Annotated in this window: 27 protein-coding genes; all 27 read right to left on the minus strand. The window is 29.0% G+C overall.

What is annotated here, in order from left to right; all coding sequences use genetic code 11:
• Window positions 1-69 precede the first annotated feature (69 nt).
• On the minus strand, window positions 70-4,347 hold the full coding sequence (locus tag FQB35_RS07525; protein WP_333473027.1) for a PolC-type DNA polymerase III: 4,278 nt from the start codon (window positions 4,345-4,347) through the stop codon (window positions 70-72).
• Window positions 4,348-4,402: 55 nt separating this feature from the next.
• The gene (gene ispG / locus FQB35_RS07530; RefSeq protein WP_148810796.1) at window positions 4,403-5,458 is read right to left on the minus strand and encodes a flavodoxin-dependent (E)-4-hydroxy-3-methylbut-2-enyl-diphosphate synthase; all 1,056 of its coding nucleotides are present in this window, start codon (window positions 5,456-5,458) and stop codon (window positions 4,403-4,405) included.
• A gap of 13 nt (window positions 5,459-5,471) precedes the next feature.
• The gene (rseP, locus tag FQB35_RS07535; protein WP_148809391.1) at window positions 5,472-6,479 is read right to left on the minus strand and encodes an RIP metalloprotease RseP; all 1,008 of its coding nucleotides are present in this window, start codon (window positions 6,477-6,479) and stop codon (window positions 5,472-5,474) included.
• A 12-nt stretch (window positions 6,480-6,491) separates the two neighbouring features.
• Window positions 6,492-7,640: a 1-deoxy-D-xylulose-5-phosphate reductoisomerase gene (locus FQB35_RS07540; RefSeq protein ID WP_148809392.1), complete on the minus strand. Its 1,149-nt coding sequence runs from the start codon at window positions 7,638-7,640 to the stop codon at window positions 6,492-6,494.
• A gap of 76 nt (window positions 7,641-7,716) precedes the next feature.
• On the minus strand, window positions 7,717-8,502 hold the full coding sequence (locus FQB35_RS07545) for a phosphatidate cytidylyltransferase (protein ID WP_148809393.1): 786 nt from the start codon (window positions 8,500-8,502) through the stop codon (window positions 7,717-7,719).
• Window positions 8,503-8,516: 14 nt separating this feature from the next.
• On the minus strand, window positions 8,517-9,275 hold the full coding sequence (locus tag FQB35_RS07550; RefSeq protein WP_408625497.1) for an isoprenyl transferase: 759 nt from the start codon (window positions 9,273-9,275) through the stop codon (window positions 8,517-8,519).
• A 74-nt stretch (window positions 9,276-9,349) separates the two neighbouring features.
• On the minus strand, window positions 9,350-9,538 hold the full coding sequence (locus FQB35_RS07555) for a hypothetical protein (RefSeq protein WP_148809395.1): 189 nt from the start codon (window positions 9,536-9,538) through the stop codon (window positions 9,350-9,352).
• 3 nt (window positions 9,539-9,541) lie between these two features.
• Entirely contained in the window at window positions 9,542-10,093 is a 552-nt protein-coding gene (frr, locus tag FQB35_RS07560) for a ribosome recycling factor (protein ID WP_269902716.1), read from the minus strand.
• A gap of 9 nt (window positions 10,094-10,102) precedes the next feature.
• Complete coding sequence (gene pyrH, locus FQB35_RS07565) at window positions 10,103-10,816, minus strand: UMP kinase (protein ID WP_148809397.1); 714 nt, start codon at window positions 10,814-10,816, stop codon at window positions 10,103-10,105.
• A gap of 116 nt (window positions 10,817-10,932) precedes the next feature.
• Entirely contained in the window at window positions 10,933-11,580 is a 648-nt protein-coding gene (tsf, locus tag FQB35_RS07570) for a translation elongation factor Ts (RefSeq protein ID WP_148809398.1), read from the minus strand.
• Window positions 11,581-11,669: 89 nt separating this feature from the next.
• Window positions 11,670-12,368 (minus strand): 30S ribosomal protein S2, encoded by a 699-nt coding sequence (gene rpsB / locus FQB35_RS07575; RefSeq protein WP_148809399.1) that lies wholly within the window; start codon window positions 12,366-12,368, stop codon window positions 11,670-11,672.
• Window positions 12,369-12,592: 224 nt separating this feature from the next.
• Window positions 12,593-13,036, minus strand: coding sequence for an endolytic transglycosylase MltG (locus FQB35_RS07580; protein WP_148809400.1), 444 nt, complete (start codon window positions 13,034-13,036; stop codon window positions 12,593-12,595).
• A gap of 4 nt (window positions 13,037-13,040) precedes the next feature.
• A complete protein-coding gene (locus tag FQB35_RS07585) occupies window positions 13,041-13,529 on the minus strand; it encodes a DUF6115 domain-containing protein (protein ID WP_148809401.1) in 489 nt (162 codons plus the stop codon).
• A 17-nt stretch (window positions 13,530-13,546) separates the two neighbouring features.
• The gene (locus FQB35_RS07590) at window positions 13,547-13,861 is read right to left on the minus strand and encodes a hypothetical protein (protein WP_148809402.1); all 315 of its coding nucleotides are present in this window, start codon (window positions 13,859-13,861) and stop codon (window positions 13,547-13,549) included.
• A 273-nt stretch (window positions 13,862-14,134) separates the two neighbouring features.
• Window positions 14,135-14,869 carry a FliA/WhiG family RNA polymerase sigma factor gene (locus FQB35_RS07595; RefSeq protein ID WP_148809403.1) on the minus strand — a complete coding sequence of 245 codons (735 nt, stop codon included), beginning with the start codon at window positions 14,867-14,869 and terminating at the stop codon, window positions 14,135-14,137.
• An 11-nt stretch (window positions 14,870-14,880) separates the two neighbouring features.
• Window positions 14,881-15,219 carry a hypothetical protein gene (locus tag FQB35_RS07600; RefSeq protein WP_148809404.1) on the minus strand — a complete coding sequence of 113 codons (339 nt, stop codon included), beginning with the start codon at window positions 15,217-15,219 and terminating at the stop codon, window positions 14,881-14,883.
• Between the two features lie 15 nt (window positions 15,220-15,234).
• On the minus strand, window positions 15,235-15,720 hold the full coding sequence (locus FQB35_RS07605; protein ID WP_207707273.1) for a chemotaxis protein CheD: 486 nt from the start codon (window positions 15,718-15,720) through the stop codon (window positions 15,235-15,237).
• Window positions 15,720-16,337 (minus strand): chemotaxis protein CheC, encoded by a 618-nt coding sequence (locus FQB35_RS07610; protein WP_148809406.1) that lies wholly within the window; start codon window positions 16,335-16,337, stop codon window positions 15,720-15,722. The genes FQB35_RS07605 and FQB35_RS07610 overlap by 1 nt, the downstream gene beginning before the upstream one ends.
• A gap of 12 nt (window positions 16,338-16,349) precedes the next feature.
• Complete coding sequence (locus FQB35_RS07615; protein ID WP_148809407.1) at window positions 16,350-16,820, minus strand: chemotaxis protein CheW; 471 nt, start codon at window positions 16,818-16,820, stop codon at window positions 16,350-16,352.
• 33 nt (window positions 16,821-16,853) lie between these two features.
• On the minus strand, window positions 16,854-18,875 hold the full coding sequence (locus tag FQB35_RS07620) for a chemotaxis protein CheA (RefSeq protein ID WP_148809408.1): 2,022 nt from the start codon (window positions 18,873-18,875) through the stop codon (window positions 16,854-16,856).
• A 5-nt stretch (window positions 18,876-18,880) separates the two neighbouring features.
• On the minus strand, window positions 18,881-19,936 hold the full coding sequence (locus FQB35_RS07625; protein WP_148809409.1) for a protein-glutamate methylesterase/protein-glutamine glutaminase: 1,056 nt from the start codon (window positions 19,934-19,936) through the stop codon (window positions 18,881-18,883).
• Window positions 19,937-20,599 carry a flagellar brake protein gene (locus FQB35_RS07630; protein ID WP_148809410.1) on the minus strand — a complete coding sequence of 221 codons (663 nt, stop codon included), beginning with the start codon at window positions 20,597-20,599 and terminating at the stop codon, window positions 19,937-19,939.
• Window positions 20,600-20,637: 38 nt separating this feature from the next.
• The gene (locus FQB35_RS07635) at window positions 20,638-21,558 is read right to left on the minus strand and encodes a MinD/ParA family protein (RefSeq protein ID WP_148809411.1); all 921 of its coding nucleotides are present in this window, start codon (window positions 21,556-21,558) and stop codon (window positions 20,638-20,640) included.
• Window positions 21,551-22,675, minus strand: a complete 1,125-nt coding sequence (flhF, locus tag FQB35_RS07640) for a flagellar biosynthesis protein FlhF (protein WP_148809412.1) — start codon at window positions 22,673-22,675, stop codon at window positions 21,551-21,553. The genes FQB35_RS07635 and flhF overlap by 8 nt, the downstream gene beginning before the upstream one ends.
• A 1-nt stretch (window position 22,676) precedes the next feature.
• Window positions 22,677-24,704 (minus strand): flagellar biosynthesis protein FlhA, encoded by a 2,028-nt coding sequence (gene flhA / locus FQB35_RS07645; protein ID WP_148809413.1) that lies wholly within the window; start codon window positions 24,702-24,704, stop codon window positions 22,677-22,679.
• A gap of 12 nt (window positions 24,705-24,716) precedes the next feature.
• Entirely contained in the window at window positions 24,717-25,805 is a 1,089-nt protein-coding gene (flhB, locus tag FQB35_RS07650; RefSeq protein ID WP_148809414.1) for a flagellar biosynthesis protein FlhB, read from the minus strand.
• 4 nt (window positions 25,806-25,809) lie between these two features.
• Window positions 25,810-26,595 (minus strand): flagellar biosynthetic protein FliR, encoded by a 786-nt coding sequence (gene fliR, locus FQB35_RS07655; RefSeq protein ID WP_148809415.1) that lies wholly within the window; start codon window positions 26,593-26,595, stop codon window positions 25,810-25,812.
• Between the last annotated feature and the right edge of the window lie 5 nt (window positions 26,596-26,600).

Genomic DNA, 26,600 nt, shown 5'->3' on the forward strand with positions numbered 1-26,600 from the left:
CCACTCTTTTTACAAAATATTATATATCTATCGTAAAAATTATAGCATAATCAAAATAAATATGCAACTCTAAAATAGTGAAAGCTGGTTTGTTTCAGGTAATCCATTAAGACAACCATGATTCTTTAAATTTTCAATAACAGTTTTTGTAACTTTTGCTCTTTCTCTTATATCCTCAATAGATATGAATTCTCCATCTCTTCTACTTTGACAAATACTTCTAGCTGCATTTTCTCCTACCCCTTGAAGTGCCCTAAGTGGTGGTAGAAGATTATTCCCTGAAATAATAAATCTATCAGAATCTGATTCATAAATATCCACAGGTAAAAAACCAAACCCTCTGCAATACATTTCATAAACTACTTCTAATACAGTTAGTAAATCTTTCTCCTTTTGTGATAAAGTATTTCCTAGTTCTTCTAATTCTTTTATTTTATTTTTTACAGTCTCTTTTCCTTTCACAACTAATTCAGCATCAAAATCTGAAGCCTTTGTTGTAAAGTACGTTGCATAAAAAGCTAATGGATAATGAACTTTAAAATAAGCAATTCTAAAAGACATCATAACATAAGCAACGGCATGAGCCTTAGGAAACATGTACTTAATTTTATTACATGAATCAATATACCACTGAGGAACATTATTTTCTTTCATCATTTTTTCATCCTCAGGAGTTAATCCTTTTCCTTTTCTTACCTTTTCCATTATCTTAAAAGATGCTTTAGGAGGTAACCCTTTATATATTAAATAGTTCATAATGTCATCTCTAGTTGAAATAACATCTTTTAGAGGAGCAATATTCTGCCTAACCAGATCTTGTGCATTATTCAACCAAACATCAGTCCCGTGAGATAATCCACTTATACGCACTAATTCAGCAAAAGTAGTAGGCTTAGTATCTACTAACATCTGTCGAACAAATTTCGTTCCAAACTCTGGAATACCTAAACTTCCTACTTCACAATCAAAATCATCATCTATAATGTTTAAAGGCTCTAAACTTGTAAATATCTTAACTGTTTCTGGATCATCCAAAGGAATTTTTGTTGGATCAACCGCTGTAATGTCTTGTAACATCCTAATAATAGTAGGCACATCGTGTCCTAAAATATCGAGTTTTAATATTCTACCACTAATAGAGTGATAGTCAAAATGGGTTGTAATGACACCTGAAGAACTATCATTAGCAGGATATTGTATAGGTGTAAAATCAAAAACATCTTTATAATTCGGTACTACCATAACCCCTCCAGGATGTTGTCCAGTAGTTCTTTTTACTCCTGTACATCCACGTGCAAGTCTCTCAATTTCTCTATTATTTATTATCATTTGTTTTTCTTCAAAATATTTTTTCACAAATCCATATGCAGTTTTCTCTGCTATGGTTCCAATAGTACCTGCTCTATATACATAACCTTCTCCAAACAATACTTCTGTATATTTATGAGCGTTAGGTTGATATTCTCCTGCAAAATTTAGGTCTATATCTGGCTCTTTATCTCCTTCAAAACCAAGAAAAACTTCAAAAGGAATATCATGTCCATCTTTTGCATATTCTTCATTACATAAAGGACATTTTTTATCTGGTAAGTCTGCACCACTTCCAATTGAACCATCTGTAATAAATTCTGAATTCTTACAATTTGGACAAATATAGTGTGGTGGTAATGGATTTACTTCCGTAATATCACTCATAGTAGCAACAAAAGATGAACCAACAGAACCCCTTGACCCTACAAGATATCCATCCTCTAATGATTTTGTTACAAGCTTTTGAGAAATAATATACATTACAGCATAGCCATTACTAATAATAGAATTAAGTTCTCTATCTAATCTTTTTTGAACAATCTCAGGTAATGGATTTCCATATATTCTAGTTGCCTTTTCATAACACATATTCCTTAAATCATCATCTGCACCTTCAATTACTGGTGGATATGTTTCTTCTGGAATAGGTTTAATTTCTTCTATCATACAGGCAATTTTATTTGGATTGTTAACAACTACATCTATAGCATTATCTTTTCCTAAATATCCAAATTCTTCCAACATTTCATCTGTCGTCTTTAAATATAGAGGCGCTTGTTCATCTGCATCACTAAATCCTTGCCCAGCCATTAATATTCTTCTATAAACTTCATCTTGTGGATCTAAAAAATGTACGTCTCCAGTTGCTACTACAGGTTTATTGAATTTTTTTCCTAAATTAACAATCTGCTCATTAATTTCTCTTAATTCTTCAGCACTTTTTACTAATCCTTTATCTATTAAAAATTTATTATTGCTTACAGGTTGTATTTCTAAATAATCATAGTATTTTATAATGTTCTCAATATCTCTCTTTGATTTGTTATTAATTATACTTCTATACAATTCTCCAGCTTCGCACGCAGTACCTATAATTAACCCCTCTCTCATTTGTGAAAGTAATGATTTTGGAATTCTTGGCCTTTTGTAAAAATGTTCCAAATGAGAAACTGAAATGATTTTATATAAGTTTTTTAATCCTGTATAATTTTTAACTAATATAATTACATGATACGTGTCTAACTTTTTTATATCTACAGATTTTGAATATAAATCATTTAATTCATTCAATTTCTCAATGCCTTTTTCTTCTAGCATTGTTAAAAATTTTATAAAAATATTTGCTGTTGCCTCAGCATCATCAACAGCCCTATGATGATTTTTTAATTCTACGCCAAGTTCTTTAGCAATAATATTCAATCTATATTTTTTCAAATTTGGTAGCAAAATCTTTGATAAACGCAATGTATCTACAATTGGATTAGTAAAAGTCAGTCCTAATCGATTACAATTTTCTTTGATAAACGATGTATCAAAACCAGCATTATGGGCAACAACAGGAACATCTTCTATAAATTTTAAAAATTTCGGTAAAATTTCTTCAATATTGGGCTCATTTTTTACCATACTATCAGTAATACCAGTTAATTCAACAATCTTTGATGGTATAGGAATTTCAGGATTTACCAATGCAGTAAAACGGTCTATAATATCACCATTCTTTATTTTAACTGCTCCAATTTCTGTTATTTTATCATTTTTACTAGATAATCCAGTTGTTTCTATATCAAATACAACATAGCATTGATTAATACTTTTGTTATTATTCCCTATTACAATAGGTTCTCCATCATTTACCAAATAACCTTCTACACCATAAATCACTTTTATTCCATTTTTTTTTGCAGCATCCATAGCTTCAGGAAAAGCTTGAACTACACCATGATCAGTTATCGCAATAGCAGGGTGCCCCCATTGAGCTGCTCTCTTTATAATAGCTGCTGCAGAAGATACCCCATCCATAGAACTCATTTGTGTATGAGTGTGTAATTCTACTCTCTTATTTAAAGCACTATCTATTCTAAGTTTTATATCTTCTTTCATAATATCTTTTGCCATAATAACTAATTCTCTTGAAAATGAATCGTATCTAGCTTCTCCTCTTACCTTAATATATTTGCCCTTGTTTAAATTTTGACTTAATGTATCAAGTTGTTCTTTCTTTGCAAAAATTTTAACTGCAATAGATCCTTTATAATCCGTTACACTTAGCACAAACAGGTTTTTTCCATTTTTTAATTCCTTACATTCAACATCAAATATTTCACCCTTAATAGATACAACCCCTGACTCTTCATTAATATTTGGAATAGGTATTATAGGATCATTGAATTTTTTACCTATTATTATTTCTCCGTTTCTAGTATCCTGTATTGATTTTTTTGTTTGTATTTTATCAATATTATTTTTTGTATTTTGAAATATATCTTGAACAAGCGATTGTATCTCAATTTCTTTCTCTTTTAAGTACATGCCTTTATCATCACAATTTAATTCCTTTAAGCTCTCAATAACTACCCTTATATTTTGGTTAAACTCTGACTTAATCATTTTTTGTATAAATATATCAATTTTTTTTTCTTTTAAATTCTCTACTCCTATAGAACTTTCAACTCTAATCAATAAAGTTTCATTTTCTAATTCGTAGTTTACATTTTTAAGCCAACCTAATGATGCTGGCATTATTTTGCTTAAAGTATAAATAATATTTCCCCAATAAATAGAAATATTTTTTTCATTAAGCTTAATAGTATTATATGAAATTTCAAAATTTATTTCCTTTATAAAAGGAATATTTTTTTTCAGATCTTTTTTTAAATCATCCAAAATAATATTATTCACAATCTTGTTAGAAACTAACATGAAACTTAATTTTTTCTTTTCCTTATGATATTTTATTTTCTCAACAACTGGGTCTATAGCTAATGTAATATTTGGAGCAAAACTACTCATTATTTTGCTTAACAAACAATTCACATGTATCCCCCTTTCATTTGATATATATTATGCGTTCTGTTGTGTGAAAGAGGATTTACATTTTTAAAATTTCTTCCAGTAGTGCTTCTTCTATTCTATCTTCTTTTATTTTTTTTATGATTTTTCCTTTCTTAAACAATAGTGCAGATGATTTTCCTCCAGCAATTCCTATGTCTGCTTCTTTTGCTTCTCCAGGCCCATTTACTGCACAGCCCATAATAGCAACAGATAAAGGTTTATCTATACTCTCAAGTTTTCTTTCTATACTATTCGCTAAATGTATTAAATCAATTTGACATCTACCACAAGTTGGACAAGATATAATTTTTATACCTTTGTTTCTTATTCCTATAGATTTTAAAATTTCTTTACCTAACTTTACTTCTTCGACTGGATCTCCTGTTAGTGAAACTCTTAAAGTATCCCCTATCCCATCTAATAATAGTGAACCTATTCCTATACAGGATTTTATTGTCCCACCTCTTATAGTACCTGCTTCCGTTATACCAATATGAAGTGGATACTCTACCTTATTTGAAATTAATCTATAGGCTTCTATAGTTAATTTTATATCTGATGCTTTTAAAGAAATAATAATATCTTCAAAGTTTAAGTTTTCAAGAATAGCTACATGTTCTAATGCACTTTCAACCATAGCTTCAGGTGTAATACCTCCGTATTTATCAAAAATTTTTTTATCAATAGACCCTGCGTTTACACCTATCCTTATTGGAATGCCTCGTTCTTTTGCTTTTATGACAACTTTTCTTACTCGCTCAGGATCCCCTATATTTCCTGGATTTAATCTTAATTTATCAATTCCACTTTCTATAGACTGTAGTGCCAATCTATAATCAAAATGTATATCTGCTACAATAGGAATTGACGTTTTTAATTTAATTTCTCTAATTGCATCTGCAGCCTCTAAATCCAGCACTGCTACTCTTACAATTTCACAACCAGCTTCTTCTAAACGTTTAATCTGCTCAACAGTCCGCTTAATATCTCTTGTATCTGTATTTGTCATGGATTGAACTGTAATAGGAAAATTTCCTCCAATTTTTACATCTTTGCATGAAACTACTTTTGTTTTTTTTCTGCGTATTTTCATTTTTACACCAACCTTAAAATCCATAAAATCTTATAATATCTTTATATACCATAAACAACATCAAACCAACTAATAATATAAATCCTGTCAAGTGAATAAATCCTTCTTTTTCTGGATCAAGAGGTTTACCAATTAAACCTTCAATAACTAGAAAAAATAACCTCCCTCCATCTAATGCTGGAATAGGTAATAAATTAACCATTCCTAAGTTTATACTTATCAATGCAGCTAATGATAACACGCTATATATGTTTGTCTTAGCAGCTTCTCCAACTAAATAAATAATCCCTACTGGACCTACAACATCTTTAGTAGAAGCTTTTCCTCCAAAAAGCTTTTTAAAGAAATCTAACATACCATCCATCACATATATCATTCTATCAAAACTAGTTATAATAGATTTTGTGAAAGATTTCTTAAATTTAGGAGTAATACCAATAATAGCTTGCTTTGTTTCTTCTTTAATAACTGGCTTAATATAAACATTTTTTTCAGTTTCATCACTTATTAAAGTTATATGAAGCTTTTTATCTTTATTTGAATGAATAGTTTTCACAATTTCTTCCCAACTATTAATTTCCTCACCATTAATTGCAACAATTCTATCTCCCGGCTCAATTCCTGCCATTTGTGCAGGAAGATTTGGTGTAACTTCACTAATTATAGTAGTTGGAAATCCTATCATATAAAATATAATTGTAAACAAAAGAATTGCCAAAACAAAATTCATAAATGGCCCTGCTATAATCACTAGAATTCTAGCCCATAATGGTTTGTTATTAAAGCTTCTTTCGTCTTCTGAAGCCTCATCTTCACCTTCCATCTTAACATAACCACCCATAGGGAAAATCCTGATTGAATACTCTGTTTCTTTACCTTTTACTTTAAATATTCTAGGTCCCATTCCTATTGCAAATTCATGCACTTTAATCCCTACAAGTTTAGCAATACTAAAATGACCAAATTCATGAAATACTACTAAAAGACCAAAAATTAGTAAAGCAACCAATATTGTTCCCATATTTACACCGCCTTAAAGGAGAATATTTTTTACAAAATTTCTTGTCCATTTATCAATATCAATAATTTTATCTATATCAAGCTTATATTCCACATCATGCTTTTCTAGGATAAATTCAATTGTCTTTGGTATATCATAAAATCCTATTTTCCCCTGTATGAAAAGCTCAACAAGTTCTTCATTTGCTGCATTTAAAACCGTTGGTAAACTTCCACCTACTCTCAATGCCTCATATGCAAGTTTTAAACAAGGAAAAGTATTTAAATCTGGCTTTTCAAATGTTAATGATGAAATTTCTAATAAATCTAATTTTTTATAGTTATTTATAATCCTGTCAGGATATGTAAGTGCAAACTGGATAGGAATTCTCATATCTGGATAACCCATTTGAGCAATAATAGAACTATCTTTATACTCTAGCATTGAATGAATAATACTTTGAGGGTGTATAACAACCTCAATTTTGTTTATATCTAAATCAAACAACCATTTTGCCTCAATTACCTCAAGTCCTTTATTCATAAGCGTAGCTGAATCAATACTTATTTTTTTACCCATATTCCACTTAGGATGCTTTAATGCTTCTGTAGCTGTTACATTTTTTAATTGATCCTTATTAAATCCTCTAAAAGGTCCCCCTGAAGCTGTTAATATAATTCTTTCAATATCTTTCAAGGTATATCCCATCATACATTGAAATATTGCACTATGTTCACTGTCTACTGGAAGAATAGAAATACCATTTTTTTTAGCTTCTTTCATAACAATTTCTCCAGCAGTTACTAAAGTTTCTTTATTAGCTAGAGCAATATTTTTTTTGCATTGTATCGCCTTAATTGTAGGAATTAATCCTATCATTCCTACTACTGATGTAACAATTAAATCTGCATTTTCTAAAGTTGCTATTGTAACTAATCCATCTATTCCATGAAAAACGTTTGTTTTTGAATTCCCTATTCTTTTCTTAAGTTCTAAAGCCTTTTTTTCGTTCATAACTGCTACTGCTTCTGGTTTAAATTCTTTTATTTGCTGCTCAAGTAGATCAATATTATTATTCGCACTCAGTCCAACTACATTAAACTTTTCTTTATTATTGCGAACAACATCAAGTGTTTGCGTTCCTATTGAACCTGTAGATCCTAATATACTAATATTTTTCATAAGATCATCCTTTCAAAGGTATTTAAAAAATATCAAAGTACAAAAAGGCATAACTGCCTTTTTCAAAAAATATTAACTACTTTATAAATAAAACAATATAATAATATACTGCTGGTGCAGTAAAAAGTATACTATCAAATCTATCTAAAATGCCTCCATGCCCTGGCATTATTTTTCCAAAGTCTTTAATTCCAGTATATCTTTTAAAAATCGATGCTGTTAAATCTCCAAGTTGACCTAGAATACTTCCTAAAAAACCAATTAGTATACAATGATACAAAATTTCAGGTACAACATAATAAGCAAATATACTACTTATAATAACGCTACCTAATATACCTCCAATAGCACCTTCTACAGTTTTTTTAGGGCTAATCTTAGGACAAAGCTTTCTAGACCCCAAAAAATAACCAGTAAAATACGCAAAAGTATCTGTTGCCCATGCAACAATAAATATCATCCATATTAGTTGGCTATATTTATAATGATGTGCAATAAAAACAATATGATACATAAAAAATACTATGTAATATGTTCCCATAGCTGTAATACTTAATGATAAAATATCAAACTCTTTTTTAAATAAGTTACTTATTAAAATCAATAACATGTTAATAAAAAACCAAACCATAATCATTTCTATCGTAATAGATTTTAAATTGATAATAAACATAAAAATAATACTAAATACGCTAATGGACATTGATGGAAAAATATCCATGTTTTTAAAAGCATTATAAAATTCACTTATAGCTATTAATGCTAATATAGCTATAGATATATCAAGAATAATACCTTTTTTCATAACAACAAACAAAAACAATGGCACAGCAAGTACAGCAGATATAATTCTTATGCGCATCATTGTCACCGCCTTTATTTAATTCCCCCAAATCTTCTATCTCTGTTTTGATAATCAATAATTGCTTTTATCAAACATTTTCGATCGAAATCTGGCCAAAAAATATCAGAGAACCAAAATTCACTATAAGCAATTTGCCAAAGTAAGAAATTACTAATCCTCAATTCACCGCTTGGTCTAATTACTAGATCTGGGTCTGGTATTTCTTTAGTATATAAAAATTTCGAAAAAATATCTTCATTAATTTCATTAATATTTATTTTATCATTTTTTACTTCTTGACAAATGTTTTTAACTGCATTAATTATCTCATCTCTTGCACCATAATTTAATGCAATATTTACTACTAAACCATCATTATTTTTTGTCAATTCAATCGCAGAATAAATTTCTGCTTGCGCTGCTTGTGGAAGTCTACTAATATCTCCTATAGTTTTTATTTTTACATTATTTTTATGTAATTCACTAATTTCTTTTCTTAAATAGTAGATTAACAACTGCATTAAAGCTGATACTTCTTCTGTTGGCCTTTTCCAATTTTCTGTAGAAAAAGCATACAAAGTTAAAAATTGAATACCAAGTTCTGATGATACTTTAATAATTTCCCTTAAAGCCTCAACCCCAGCCTTATGTCCTGCCGTTCTTGGCAGTCCTCTCTTTTTTGCCCATCTGCCATTTCCATCCATAATAATTGCAATATGTTTAGGTAAATTATTTAAATCTAGCCCTCTTTCATCAACTGTATTATTTCCTTTAGAAAAAAAATTTTTCATAGATTTCATTTCATAATTCCTCCGCTTATTCTGACTAAAAGAAATATTTTTAAACCCCCTAATATATCGGGGGCTTAAAAATAGCTAACTATTAATTCAATATATTTATCAATATTTTCCTGCTTAATTACTCTACATTCACCTGCTTCTTCCAACATCTTAGGTGATTGAGTTTTTTTTATGGATATTTGAATCTCTGAAAGCTTACATAAATTAATCGCTTTTTCTAATGGAAATCCAACTACATCAGGTACTATTTTCAAATATTATACCTCCATCATTTCTTTTTCCTTTTTGCTGATTAATTCATCTATAATTTCAATAGATTTATTAGTCATATTTTGTACTTCATCTTCTGCTTTTTTTAAATCGTCCTCAGTTATTTCACCATTTTTTTGCATTTTTTTCAATTTATCGTTTGCGTTTCTTCTCTCATTTCTTATAGCTACTTTTGCTGTTTCTCCAGTCTTTTTTACAACTTTTATTAATTCTTTTCTTCTTTCTTCAGTTAATTGTGGTATTGCAAGTCTAATTATTTTACCATCATTTGATGGATTAATACCTAAATCTGATTGCGTTATAGCTTTTTCAATTGCTTGAATAGCTGTATTATCATAAGGTTGTATCGTTAATAATCTAGGCTCCGGTGCAGAGATATTTGCTATTTGTTTTAATGGCGTAGGTGTTCCATAATATTCTACCATAATTTTATCTAGTAATGCTGGATTTGCTCTTCCTGCTCGAATAGTACTAAGGTCTTCTTTAAAAACTCTTATAGTTTTTTGCATTTTTTCCTCTAATTCTTTATGTACTTGCATATGCATAATTTATACCTCCTTTACCAATGTACCAATTTTTTCTCCTAAAATTACTTTTTTAATATTTTCAGGCTGACTTAAGCCAAATACAACTATCGGAATTTTGTTATCCATGCATAATGAAGTCGCTGTAGAATCCATTACTCCTAAACCCCTATTTAACACATCAATATAGGTCAACTCATCAAATTTTTTAGCATCTGCATTTACATTTGGATCTGAATCGTACACACCGTCTACTTTTTTTGCTAAAAGAATTACTTCAGCTTCAATTTCAGCTGCACGTAAAGCTGCTGTTGTATCAGTAGAAAAATATGGGTTTCCTGTTCCAGCAGCAAAAATAACAACTCTACCTTTTTCCAAATGTCTTACAGCTTTTCTTCTTATATAAGGTTCAGCTATTTGTCTCATTTCAATTGCTGTTTGAACACGAGTTAAAATATTAATACTTTCAAGAGCATCTTGCAAGGCCAATGCATTAATAACTGTTGCTAACATTCCCATGTAGTCAGCTGTTGTTCTATCCATACCTTTGCCACTTCGACCTCTCCAAAAATTTCCTCCTCCAACTACAATAGAAACTTCAACTCCTAAGTCTGAAATTTCTTTAACTTGTGCTGCAATTGCATCAAGAGTCTTTTCATCTAAACCAAAACCTCTTTCTCCAGCTAAAGCTTCCCCACTTAATTTTAATATGACTCTTTTATATTTAGGCCTCACGATTAATAACCTCCGTTTTTATTATTCTACATTTCTGCTAAAAAACCTTTAAAATTATTTTAGGTGATTTTAAAAAAGAGAACACTCATTGTGTTCTCTATGTTTAATTGTTATATTAGCTATTTATTAATTTGTTTAGCCACTTCTTCTGCAAAGTTTTCTTCTTTTTTCTCTAAACCTTCGCCTACTTCAAATCTTGCATATCTTCTTATAGAAATATTTTCTCCAATTTTAGCAATTTTTTCATTTAGTAACTCTTGGATTGTAATATCTGGATTTTTGATGAATTGTTGTTCTAATAAACATACTTCTTTATAGAACTTTTCAATTCTTCCTTCTACCATCTTATCTACTATTTTTTCAGGCTTTCCTTCATTTAAAGCTTGCTGTCTTAAAATTTCTTTTTCTTTTTCAATAATTTCTTTTGGAACATCTTCTCTTCTTATGTACTGTGGATTTGAAGCTGCAATTTGCATAGCTACATCTTTAACAAATTGTTTGAATTCATCATTTTTTGCAACAAAATCAGTCTCACTATTAACTTCGACTAATACACCTATTCTTCCTCCGTGTATATAAGATTCTACAAGACCCTCTGCTGCAATTCTTCCTGCTTTCTTAGCAGCTTTTGCTAATCCTTTTTCTCTCAAAACTTCAACTGCTTTTTCCATATCTCCATTTGCCTCTGTTAAAGCTTTTTTACAGTCCATCATTCCAGCACTAGTTTTTTCTCTTAGTTCTTTCACCATTGCTGCTGTAATAGTCATATAATTGCCTCCTCACGTAGATTAAGTATATTAGAATGGGTAAGAGAAGGAAGGAAATCAAATTCCTTCTTAACCCTTACCCTTTATAATTATTCTTCCATTTGTTCGCCTTGTTTACCTTCGATAATCGCATCCGCTATTTTAGCAGTAATTAATTTAACCGCCCTGATAGCATCATCATTAGCAGGGATTACATAATCTACTTCATCTGGATCACAGTTTGTATCTACAATACCTACTACAGGTATTCCTAATCTTTGTGCTTCTTTAACTGCGATTCTTTCTTTTCTTGGATCTACTACAAAGATTGCTCCTGGAAGCTCATCCATTTCTTTAATTCCACCTAAGAATTTTTCAAGTTTTTCTTGCTCATGCTTAAGCTTGATTACTTCTTTCTTAGGAAGAACATCAAACATACCTTCTTCTTCCATTCTCGTTAACTCGTTAAGACGATCAATTCTTTTTCTAATCGTCTTAAAGTTTGTAAGCATACCTCCAAGCCATCTTTGATTTACATAGTACATTCCACTTCTTTTTGCTTCTTGCTCAATTGATTCTTGAGCTTGTTTTTTTGTACCTACAAATAGAATTGTCTTATTGCTCTCAGCAACCTCTTTTACAAAAGCATAAGCTTCTTCTATTTTTTTTACTGTTTTTTGTAGATCTATAATATAGATCCCATTTCTTTCTGTGAAAATGTACTCTGCCATTTTAGGATTCCATCTTCTAGTTTGATGTCCAAAGTGTACCCCTGCTTCTAATAATTGTTTCATTGAAATAACTGACATTTCCTTCACCTCCCTGGTTTTTTCCTCCACTCTGTTCATCTTTTTAAAAAACCTTACGGCACCATTTTAAAAATTCCAGAGTGTGTGTGATCAATCACCTTATGTAGTATAACATAGTATACATAAGTTTTGCAATAATAAATTTTATATATTACATACAAAAATATTATTTCCATTTATGTACTGAATATACTACCTTGTTAAAATTAAATATATAAAGAATATTAATCCTTTATATAATCTCCTTTTACAATTCTGTTTAAAATCATTTCTTCCGAATCTTCTAAATTAAATTTATATTTTCCCCATCTAAGACTATTCTCTAATCCTTTCATATATACTTTTTTTAAAAACTCTTTTTCAGATGATATTAGATTATTTTGTTTTAAAACTTTTGCCACATCTTCACTTGTATAACCCCTATGAATATTAATTATTATCTCATTATTAGATTTTATATTATTATTTTCAGAATCAATTTTACTATTATCTGTTTTATCAAAATATTCAGCAGGATCAATCATACCTATTTTTTTTGCTTCTGATTTTATATATTCTTTACTAAATGCAAGCTTATTTGTTTTTGGTTTTATAATATTCAAACCTGATGACAATACAAATCCTATACCAATACCTAGCAAGATTCCTATTAATACATCTTTTTTCAAACCATCACCTCTTTTTAAGGTTGCATATTAATTGTATCTCTCCAATTCCTTTATCAAGCTTCTTAGCGATTTGAGCAGGTGAATATCCTTTATCCAATAAACAGAAAATCTTTTTTATATTTTCATCATTCTTGTTGTTTTCTATTTCTAGATATTCATCCTTATGTACTTCATAAAATACATTGTTTTTTTGTTTTTTTTCTTCTATATCTCTTATTATTGATAAATATTCCTCAATTCTTCGATCAACAGTTTGAAGTACCTTGTAAATATCATTAGTTTTTCTGTCTAAACAATCAACTGTACTTTCACTTATAATTTTCAATTCTTCTATTACTTTTTCAGCCAAATCAATACTATCTAACAATTTAGCTTCTTTATCTTTAGCTATTTGCAAATCAATATAAGATTGAGAAGCTTTATTTTTTTTCAATAATAAAATAGCTACTAACACAATAATAATTCCTATAAAAAAAAGAATATAATTTATCATATCTAATCACCAAATTTTTAGATTTTAATATCAATATTTGATCCAATTTTAGTTGAAATTTTTTTACCTTTTTCTTTTTTATCACTTTGTTTTTTTACATTTGATTTTTTATTATGCCTCTCTTTTTTATTATCTTGATTATCTTTTATATGTGGATTCTCTTTATTTTCAAATTTATTGACTCTATTTAATCGGTGCTCTACATTTATCTTATCTTGCTGGATTAAATGTTCCTGTTCAGTTTTTACTTTATTATCAAATACATGCTTTTCACGTGATAATTGCTGTGTTTTTGAAACGAGTATTTGAAAATCTATAGGTTTTATAGACATATCCATCATCTCCCATTATTTTCCCACATATGGTATTTTCAAATCCTCAATAAATTTATTTTTCTCTAAAATTGATCTAATTTTATCTATATCAACGTTATTAATACCGTTTTTTTCTAGATTTTCAACAATTTCTTTTATAATTATAGGCCTTCCAATTTATTTTTTGGGGATAAATTAAGAGAAAACTATTCTTTCCTTGGAATAATATTTAAAATAGTTTTTCCTTCTACAATGATTGATTTTCTCTCCATAAATCCCCCATTATTCTATTTATAAAAGTTTTTCAAGCTTACTTTTTAATTTTATAATTGCTTTTGTATGTAATTGAGAAATTCTAGATTCTGAAACTCCTAAAATAGTAGAAATTTCTTTATATGTTAACTCCGAATAATAATAAAGACTAATAATCTTTTTTTCTTTTTCTGGTAATTCATTTACTAAATCTAGTAAAATTTTCTTAATTTCTTCTTGGTCTAAAAATGCTTGAGGTTCAATATTTATATCATCATCTATAATAGTGAAATTTGCATTATTTAAAATTTTTTCTTCTAATGAAATAACTGAAAAAGAATGTACTTCTGCTATCAGAGTACTTAATTCATTTAGTGATATGTTTAATTCTAAAGCAACTTCTTCATCTTTTGCACTTCTTCCCAATTTATTCTCTATTGATTTATAAGCGTCCTCTATTTTTTTATATTTTTGTCTAACAGACCTAGGTATCCAATCAAGTGCCCTAAGTTGATCAATAATTGATCCTCTAATTCTAATACATGCATAAGTTTCAAATTTTACATTCTTTGACGGATCGAATTTATCTATTGCATCTAATAAACCAAAAATACCATAGCTAACCAAATCATCAAATTCGATATTATTTCCATAATTAACATATAAACGCCCAGCTATAATTTTAACTAAATCAATATACTTTATAATCAATTGTTCTTTAATCTTTTTATCTCCTGTTTTAATATATTTTTCCCATAAGTACATGTTAGACATCATATCTCCCCCTATGATTTATTATTTTCATCTACTTTGGTAAATACTGCTACTTTTTGTTGTTCTAAATCTAGGGGGGAAAAGCTAACATCTTCTTCATTAATATCAGTCCCAGTTTCAATTTCTTTAGAAGAAACAACCATATCTATTTTACTCACATTACTTAACATTTCTTTAGCTTTTACAATTTGATGAATACAAATTTTAGAACCAAAAAATATAATCAAATAAAATACACTTGTTCGCTTTAAAAATACACTAAAATCCATATTATGAACCATAGCTATAATTGTACTAACAAATATACAAACGATAAGAATTACATATGGTATAGATTGCATAATTTTCATAGAATATAGCTCCATTCATATTTGTTTCGTACCTCTACCTATTGTTTTTACAATGATCATACCTGAATTTGCATAAAGTTCTATTGTTCTACCAAAGTTACCACCAGTATCTTCTGCTATTATTGGTATCTTTAATTCTTTTAATATCTTTTTTGCAGCAATTGTATTTCTTTCACCAATTTTCATGATATCATTTTTATTTGCAAAAGCAAACATTTGTGCTCCCCCTGCCAATTTACTTACCAATCTACCTTTAATAGCCCCAACCTTTAAAACTTCTTCTAACAATAAGACAATAGCTGTATCTGCAAATTTAGCTGGATTTGTATTGTTTCTTATTGCTTTGCTTGAAGGTAGCATAATATGTGCAAGACCAGCTACTTTTGTAATGGGGTCATACAAAGTAACCCCTACACATGAACCTAAACCTAATGTAGTTAAAACACCTTCACCCTTTGTAACGTTTAAATCTGCCATGCCTACTTTAATAATTTGTGACATTATTCTAGTACTCCTAAACTTTTTAGCAATACATCAAAAGAATCTACATCAGGTATTAAGAAAAAGAATCCTTTTATATCATTGTCTCCTTCATTAAATTCAGTTTCAATCACCAAAACTTTATCTCCGACTTGACCATATTGAATAATAGGTACGCTCAATATAGCTCCAGCCATATCCATTGACAAGGAAGGCACAGAAATCTTCATATTTAATCCTGTTAAAGTTGTTAAAGATGAAATATATGCACTAGAAAGAATATTTCCTATTTCTTTCAAAGCCGACTGTTCAATTTCATCTAAAGCTTTAGTCTTATTTTCCTTAAATAATAACATATTAGCTAACAGTTTAGATGAATCCATTGTTAACATAAACATTATATTTCCTGTCAAATCTCCATCTACATGAAAATATACTCCACATATAGGTACATCTGCTCCTCCTAACAGCTCCACGACTTCATTAAATTCCAATATTTCAACTTTCGGCACATTCATATCTATTTTTCTATTGAGCATTACTGCAAGAGCAGTCGTAGCATTACCAGCACCAATATTGCCTACCTCTTTTAAAACATCTAACTGCATATTATTCATTTCTTCTATAGAAATTCCCATATTCATCCCACCTTAAATTCTCTGGTTCTCATCATTAATAGCTGTATTTCCTAAAATTTTTTTTAAGTCAAGTAAAATAATAATCCTTTCTCCATCTTTACCAATACCTTTAACATAATCATTTTTCATATTCTCTTTAATATTTGAAACATCATCAATAGATTCAAGATCCAATTGCAAAACTTCAGAAGATGAATCTACTAATAATCCTACAATCATATCTTCAACAGAAACAATAATGATTCTTGATTCATCATTTATTTCTACCTGTGGTAAATTAAACCTTTTTCTTAAATTAATTACTGGTACTACTTCCCCTCTTAAATTGATAACTCCTTCTACATAATAATGGGCATAAGGAACTCTCGTTATATCCATAACTTTCTCAATTGTTTCAACATAAAGGATATTAACTCCATAAGACTCATTATCAAGTTTAAATAATACGTATTGATTATCTGTTGCAGTTACCTTTTCAGACATTATATCTTCTCTCCTTTTTAATAAGTTTTAAGATTAGAAAAGGGAATTTGTATCAACAATTAGTGCAACTTGTCCATTTCCTAAAATAGTAGCTCCAGCAATAGCCTTAATACCTGACAAAAACTTTCCTAAAGATTTTATTACAATCTCTTGTTGTCCTATTAGACTATCTACTATAAATCCAGCTGTCTTATCTCCTTTTTTTACTACAACTACAATTAAATCTTCTGCATCCATATTTTTTGAACTAACATCTAATATTTTATTCATTCTTAATATCGGTAATGTTATATTTCTATATAATACTACTTCCTGATCTTGAATTTTTCTTATTTTTGTTTGCTTTATTGTTATAATTTCTTTTATTGAATTGAGAGGAATAGCATATTTTTCAGCACCGACATTTACTAGCAAAGCTTGGATAATAGCAAGCGTTAATGGTAATCTTATTGTAAATGTACTACCATATTTAGAAGTTTTTACTTCAACAATCCCTCCAAGGGATTCTATTTTTGTCTTTACAACATCTAAGCCTACGCCTCTTCCCGAAATATCAGATATTTTATCAGCTGTACTAAACCCAGATCTAAACAATAAATTCACAGCTTCTTTTTCATCCATATTTTCTACTTGTTCTTCTGTAACAAGACCTTTTTGAATAGCTTTTGATTTTACTTTTTCAATGTTAATGCCTTGTCCATCATCTTCTACCTCGATTACCACACTATTTCCATCTGGATAAGCAATAAGTTTAACTGTACCTATTTCAGGCTTTCCATTCTTTTTCCTTGTTTCTGGATCTTCTATTCCATGATCTATTGAATTTCTTATAAGATGAATCAGTGGATCGCCTATCTCATCAATAACAGTTCTATCTACTTCCGTTTCTTCACCTGACATAACCAATGTTATTTCTTTACCCAACTCTTTTGAAAGATCTCTTACCATCCTTGGAAATCTATTAAATACTCTCTCAATAGGAACCATTCTAACTTTCATCACTGCATCATGTAGACTTGTAGTTATTCTTCCGAGATATTCTATAGCATCATTCATATTATGTTTTTTCTCTGAATCTCCAATTTCTTCTAGCCTAGATCTTGTAATTATCAACTCACTTACTAGATTCATTAAATTATCTAGTCGATCAATATCTACTCTAACTGTTTTTCCTAGCTTTGGTTTTTTTGCTTTACTAGCAGATTTTTCATTTACTTTCTTTTTACTATCAAGCTCTTGATTTTCCTCTATATTAACTTCCATATCTTTCGTTTGTATCGTATAATCATTAGTATCAATTTCATCAATCAATACTTTTTCTACCTCAGATATATTTATTATTTTTTTTCTTATTGTTTCTTTATCAAGTTTAGAGATAATAATTAATTCAAAACTATCATCAAATTTTTCATCTTCAATGTCTTCTACTGAAGGTTTTGATTTTATTATTTCACAATCTTTTTCAAGGGTATTAAAAATAATAAATGCTCTAGCTGATTTCAGCATACAATTTGAATTTAAGTCGATTTGCATTTTGTAACAATTATATCCTTGTTCTGCTGCCTTTATAGCAATATTCTTTGCAAATTCTTCAACTTCTATATTAATAGATTGATTATTAGATATAATATCATTGTCTAAATTATCATTAGAAGTAATTTGATTTTTATTATCTTTATTCATAATGTCATTTAATTTTTTTATTAAATAGTCAGATTCAAACTCTCCTTCATTACCTGAATTGGCAATTTCATTAATATATCCCTCTAACATATCAAGGCATTCAAATAAAAGATCAACGATATTTTCTGATAACTCTAATTCATTGCTTCTTAATAATTGAAGTACATTTTCCATCTCATGAGTAAGATTGGCAACTTTTGTATATCCCATAGTTCCAGACATTCCCTTTAAAGTATGGGCTATCCTGAAAATTTCATGTACTAATTCTATATCTTTGTGGTTATTCTCTAAATCTAGTAAGCTTTGGTTCATATTTTGTAAATGCTCTTTTGACTCTTCAATAAAAATCTCCAAATACTGATTCATATCCATATTTCCTACACCCCCACGATTTTTGTAATAGTTGCCGCAATGTCCTGTATAGGTACAACTTCATCAATACACCCTAATTTAATAGCAGACTTTGGCATACCGTATACAACACACGTTTCTTCATCTTGGGCTATTGTATAACCATTTTGCAATTTTATATTTTTCATTCCCTCAGCACCATCTGATCCCATTCCTGTCATAATCACTCCGATCAAATTATTTAGCTTTAACTGTGCTAGAGAATTCATCATTACATCTACTGAAGGTCTATGACCAGAAACTGGAGTATCTTTTGTAAGTTTAATTTTATGTTTATTTGCAGTCTTTATTATTTTCAAATGATATCCTCCAGGAGCAATATATGCATATCCTGGTAACAAAATCTCATTATCCTCTGCTTCTTTTACATTAATCTGTGATAAATTATTTAATCTATCAGCTAAAGATTTTGTAAAACCTGCAGGCATATGCTGCACAATTAAAATACTTGCAGCAATGTTTTTAGGCAAATAAGGTATTACATGTTGTAATGCCCTTGGCCCACCAGTTGAAGTGCCTATTGCAACAATTTTTTTGATTTGAGAATTTTCCCTAGATACTACATTAAAACTTGATATACGCTTAACATCATTAAAATTATTAATATTGTTTAAATTTACATTTACTTTAGAAGCCATTTTAATCTTTTCTATAAGCTGTTTTTTTATATCATCATTATTCATTTTAAAAATATTTTTAGGCTTTGTAATAAAGTCTACAGCTCCTAATTCTAAAGCATTTAATGTAGCATCAGCTCCTTCTTTTGTTAAACTACTAAGCATTACTACAGGCAAAGGTGATTGTTTCATTATAATTTTTAAAGCTGTTATTCCATCCATAATGGGCATTTCTACATCCATAGTTACTATATCTGGAGATAAATCTTTTATTTTTTTAACAGCTTCTTCTCCATTTCTAGCTGTATCAATAACATTCAATTCGTCATCTAAATTAATTAAATCTGTAATTACTTTTCGCATAAAAGCAGAATCATCAACTACTAAAACGTTTATCTTTCTCATCTAAATCAATCCTTTTTTTCTCATTTTTCTTTGATATTCAAAAATAAAGGATATTATTTCTTCTCTTACTTTCTCACTAATATCTTTAAAAACTATCCCTATCTCAAAGTTATAATTAGATTCTTCATATTGTGAACATCTTAAAATTTCTCCTTGAACATTAATCGGTTGATCATTATTTTCAATTTTTATTTGCACAAAACTTCCAACTTTTAACTCCTCTTTACTGATTACTCTTAAACCTCCACCACTAATATCTTTTGTCAAAGCATAAATAGTTTTTTCGTTTCCATCTTCAATAGTTCTTATTTGTGTATTTAATAATATTTCTAGTCTATAAAATTCTCTTCTTTGTACTCTAAAAATTTCGCCAATTCTTTTTACCTTCAAATAAGAAATATCTGAGACATTTTTTCTACCTATTATCTTTGCCTTAAATCCATATACTCCCAAGCTCTTTTTAGAATAACTAATTTTTATTATCTCCCCAACAGAAATAGGTATAATAACATTTTGGAATATTGGAGTAGCAATAAGCATAGAATAATCATCAATTTTATCTATAATTTGGCTTACTAATTTCTTATTTTCAGAAATTATTTTGTTATCTAGCAGATCTATATTAATTTTATCTCCAATATCAGGTAGATCTGTTTTTCTCATAAACAAACCCTACTTTCATTCCTTTTCAGTAATAACTTTTAAATTGGTTTTTTATATCTATAAATAAATTTATGAATAAATCTTTTTAATCCACTGACTTCAAAAGTATTTGAATTAGATTCATTCACAAGTTTAGAAGCAATCATTTCTACACCTTTACTAACTAAACTATTTGGATAACTCAATAGAAACGGTTTTTGTAATTTTACAGATTTTGATACTAAATTATCATCATATAAAACCCCTAATTTTTGCAAGTTTATATTTAAAAATCTTTTTGCTGCCATATCTAATTTATTAAAAATATCTAATCCTTCCTGATTATTTTCAGCTCGATTGATTAATACTCTTATTATTTTTTCTTTATCATTTAATACTATATTTTTAAGCACTGCATACGCATCTGTAATAGACGTAGGTTCAGGTGTAGTAACTAAAATTATCTCACTAGCAGCTTCTATAAAAGATAACACGGAATGATTAATTCCTGCACCAGTATCTATTAAAATAAAATCCGTATCTTTACCAAGAAGTCTAAGGTTACTAATAAGGTTATTTATTTGTTCTTCGGTCAAATCAACTAATTCCTTTAGTCCTGAACCTCCAGATATTAATTTTATCCCTTCAGGCCCTTCTATAATTATTTCTTCTAAAGTTTTCTCGTTTCTAATAACATGTGCTAATGTATATTTAGGTATTAATCCTAAAATAACATCAACATTTGCCAGACCCAAATCAGCATCCAAAATTGTAACTTTATAGCCAAGTTTAATTAATGCTAGTCCTAAATTAATAGTAAAATTTGATTTCCCAACACCACCTTTTCCACTAGTAACAGTTATAACCCTAGTATGTTCATTCGCTGTATCCCTTTCAGAAAATATAACATTGCTTTCGTTCCTATTTTGTTTTTTTATATTTTTAACAATCTCCCTAAGCTTTTTTGCTTGATCATTCATGTAATTCACCTACAATTATATCTGCTATTTTTTCAGGATTTGCAACCTCTATATCGTCTGGAACGCTTTGTCCCGTTGTAACATAAGAAAGATTTTTTCCTGTTAATATTTTCGTATTTAGTATATTTCCAATAGCACTTGTTTCATCTAATTTGGTAAATAATAGGTGATAATCCTTCATAAACTTATAAGCTTCAATTATACTTTTTGTATCTTTATATCCAGTTGCAGCACTAATCACTAAGAAAACATCTGGATTTTGTATATAACTTATAAGTTTTTTTATTTCTTCTAATTGGTCTAGGGCTCTATGATTCCGTCCTGCTGTATCTATTAAAATAATATCTTTATCTTTATAGCTTTCAATAGCAGCTCCAATTTCTTCAGGTTCGTATATCACTTTTATTGGAATACCTAAAATTTCGCTATAAGTTCGTAATTGCTCAACTGCAGCAATTCTATAAGTATCAGCAGTAATAAAACCAACAGATTTATTATTTGCTATAGACAGCTTTGCAGCTAGTTTAGCTAGGGTTGTTGTTTTCCCAACACCAGTAGGTCCTACAAAAACTATTCTTTTTTGTTCTACTATGTTTTCATTGATTGGACTAATATCTCCTAGATATTCTCGAATAATAATTTTTATTGCTTTGTTTATTGCTTCTTCATTTTCACTAGAGAAACTCATTTGTTTTTTTGCTATATTCATAATTTTATCTACTACGCTTTTTTCTACATTATTATCTAAAAGATGATTATAATATTTTTCAAATAGTTCAGATCTTCTAAATTCATTTTTCTTATCTGTACTTTCCATCTTATTAATAAAATTATTTAACATGTTTTGAATATTACCTACTTGGTATTGCAATTCTTCAATCTTATTAGCTTCGCTATGATTCTCTATTATTCTTTTTTCATTTTGCATATTTGTTTTTTTTTCAGTGTTTTCCTCTATAGCTGCAACCATTTCTATAAGCGGCCTTTTAAAAAAACCTGTTATACCAGGTCGCTTAATTTTTCTAGAATGTAAAATAACAGCATTTGCTCCAAGCTCCATCTTTACTTTTAACATAGCTTCCTGTGTATTATTTGCTATATATCTTTTCACCTTCATACTACGCACTCACCACCCCAACTGATTGTACTTCAACTTTTGAATCAATCTCATTATATGATAAAACAATTAACTCAGGAGCTAATTGTTCTGTTAATTTTTTAAAATAGAACCTTACTAGTGGAGAAGTTAATATGATTGGCTGTTCACCTATAGATATTAATTTTTCAACTTGTTGTGCCAAATTATTTAAAATCTTTTGGGTAACAATTGGATCTAAATTCAAATAAGATCCGTGTTCCGATTGCTGGATCGCTTCAATAATATTTTGTTCAAGGCTTTGTTCAAGTGTAATAACTTTTGCTTTCTTTCCATCAATAAACTGTTTTGTAATTGCTCTTGAAAGAGATTGTCTTACATATTCTGTTAACATATCTGTATCTTTTGTTATTGTTCCATAATCAGCAAGCGTTTCTAAAATTGTAACCATATCTCTTATTGAAATACCCTCTCTTAATAAATTTGACAATACTTTTTGAACTTCACCAATTGACATGATTTGTGGAATAAGTTCATCTACTAAAGCTTCATGATGCTCCTTTAAGTTGTCTAATAGAGTCTTTACTTCTTGTCTACCCAATAATTCGTGTGAATGTCTCTTAATAATCTCAGTAAGGTGAGTAGATATTACTGAAGAAGGATCAACAACTGTATATCCAAATATTTCAGCTTTTTCTCTTTCTTCTTCTTCTATCCATTTTGCTGGTAATCCAAACGCAGGTTCAACTGTATCAATACCATTTATATTTCCTTCAGCATTACCTGGATTCATAGCCAAGTAATGATCAAACACAATATTCCCCTCAGCTACCTCTACCCCCTTTATCTTAATAACATATTGATTAGATTCTAACTGAATATTATCTCTTAATCTTATCATTGGTACAATCATACCAAGTTCTAGTGCACATTGCCTTCTAATCATTACCAATCTATCAAACAAATCTCCACCCTGCTTTGGATCAGCAAGAGGAATTATACCATATCCAAATTCTAATTCAATTGGATCCACCTGAAGTAGTGGTAAAACATTTTCTGGTTTTCTAATTTCTTCAACTTCTGTATCTTCTGTTATTACCTCTTCTTGAACAATACTTTGTTTAATAGATTTTCTAAGTAAAAATCCTAAATATAAAAACATTGCACTTAATATAAAATAAGGAATACTCGGTAGAGGAGTTAATCCTAAAAACAACAACACTCCAGAAATAATAAACATAATTTTAGGTTGTCTAAATAATTGCTTTATTACATCATTCCCCAAATCAGAATCAGAAGCGGCTCTAGTTACTACAATACCAGTTGCTACTGAAATTAATAAAGCGGGGATCTGACTCACTAAACCGTCACCAACAGTTAATAGAGTATATTTTTGTAAAGCCTCCATAAAGCCTAGTCCCTTACCAATCATTCCTAACGCAAAACCTGCTGTAATGTTAATAACAGTTATAATAATCCCTGCTATAGAATCACCTTTTACGAATTTACTAGCTCCATCCATAGATCCATAAAAGTCTGCTTCTCTTTGTATTAGCATTCTTCTTTCACGTGCTTCTGTTTCACTTATTAACCCAGAATTTAAATCTGCATCAATTGCCATTTGTTTTCCTGGCATTGCATCTAATGTAAATCTTGCAGCTACTTCTGATACCCTTTCAGCTCCTTTTGTAATTACCATAAATTGTATTATGATAATGATTAAAAATATAATAAAACCAACAACTGCATTTCCACCAATAACAAATTGACCAAATGCCTCAATCACATGACCAGCATTTCCTTTAGAAAGAATATATCTTGTTGTTGAAATATTTAATGATAATCTAAATAATGTAGTTAATAGTAGCATAGATGGAAAAATTGAAAACTGTAGAGGTTCTTTATTGTATATTGAAATCAATAAAATAAGCAAAGATAATGATATATTAAGGCTTAATAATACATCTAAAACAGTTAAAGGAATTGGTATAATTATTATCATAACGACAGCAATAACTGCAAGTGATACAACAATATCACCAAATTTCATTCTTTATTCCTCCTAATAAATATTTTTTATTCTGTATACATAAGCTAAAACCTCTGCAACTGCTTGATAAAGATCTGGAGGAATATAATCTCCTATATCAACAGCAAAATAAATTCCACGAGCCAACATTTTATTTTCAATAATTATAACGTTATTTTCCTTAGCTACTTCTTTAATTTTTTGTGCAATAAGGTCTTTTCCTTTTGCTAAAACAACTGGTGCATCTTCAAGTTTACTATCATACCTTATTGCAACAGCATAATGGGTTGGATTTGTAATAATAACATCAGCTTTTGGAACATCTTGCATCATTCTACTCATTGACATTTGACGTTGTTTTTCCTTAATTTTTGACCTTACCTGTGGATCTCCTTCAGTTTGTTTGTATTCTTCCTTTATTTCCTGTTTTGACATTCTTAGATCTTTTTCATATTCCCATTTCTGATAATAATAATCCAGTATGGCTAATATAATAAGAACAATAGCTGCTCGTAAACCAATATTTACTGTAATATTTCCTAAATACCCAACAATTTGAAGAATGTCCATATCTAAAATATTGATCATATTCTTTGACTGCTTCATTACATAACTAAACGTTATATATCCTACAGCAGAAAGTTTTACAAGAGATTTAAAAAATTCTATTAAAGGCTTTAAAGAAAAGAATTTCTTAAAGCCATTGATTGGATTGATTCTACTAAATTTAGGGAATAAAGATTTTGTTGTAAACAAAATACCTACTTGCATATAACTACAAATCAAACCAACAACAAAAGCAGTGCCTACAATTGGTACTACCATTTTCCCTAACAAAATAACCGTTAAAATAAACAATTTGTGAATTTCATTTGCTGTAAATAAATTTTCAGAATTTTTCATTCCTAAAAAAATATTTTTTGTAAATACAGTAATATTTCGATAATAATAACTTCCCATTAATCGCATGACATAAAAGGTAAATAGCAAGATTAGAGCTGAATTTATTTCTCTACTTTGTAAAACTTGACCTTCTTCTCTTGCTTTTTTTCTTTTTTTTGGAGTTGCTTTTTCAGTTTTTTCACCAGCAAAAGCTTGTAAATTTATTCTTAAAAAAAACATGCTCTCATCCTTTTGCCATAAAATTCACAAATTCATAAAGATTTTGGATCATATCATTAAATATATTTTGAAAAATACTAACATACAAAGGCAGTACCAATATAATAATCATCAGTCCTACTCCTATTTTAAGTGGCATTCCTACCACAAAAACATTCATTTGTGGCATGGTTCTGGCCAGTATTCCAAGTAATATATTGGTTATAAAAACTGAAATTAAAATTGGTGCACTCATTTTAAATGCAATATTAAAAGTAGTAATTAAAATTTCTATTAATTTTTTAACCATTAACATATTCATACTTAAACTTCCAAGAGCAATATTATTAAAACTATATTTTAATGCATAAATTAAAGTATGATGACCATTTATCGATAAAAATACCAACATTGCCATGATATAAAACATACTTCCAGTTATTGGAACTTGTGTATTGTCTTGTGGGTTCATCACAGTAGCCATAGTAAAACCTATTTGCATATCAACAATACTTCCTGTCAAATAAATTAAACTAAAAAAAAGATAACATACAAATCCTATCAGGATCCCTGTAAGCAATTCTTTCATACTTGTCAGTAGTAATAAATAAAAATTATTATTTACTAGATCTGCCTGTATTTTAATCACTGGAAAAAGAATGATAGCAAAAATCAAAGAAAATCCTATCTTTATAAAGATTGGTATGTTCTTGTGGTTGAAAAAAGGGGCAGAAATAAAAATACCTATAATTCTAGCAAAGACTAAAATAAAAACATCAACATTATTATATAATTGGGATATTATTTCCACATTAG

This window comes from Crassaminicella thermophila (assembly GCF_008152325.1).
GTDB lineage: Bacteria > Bacillota > Clostridia > Peptostreptococcales > Thermotaleaceae > Crassaminicella_A > Crassaminicella_A thermophila.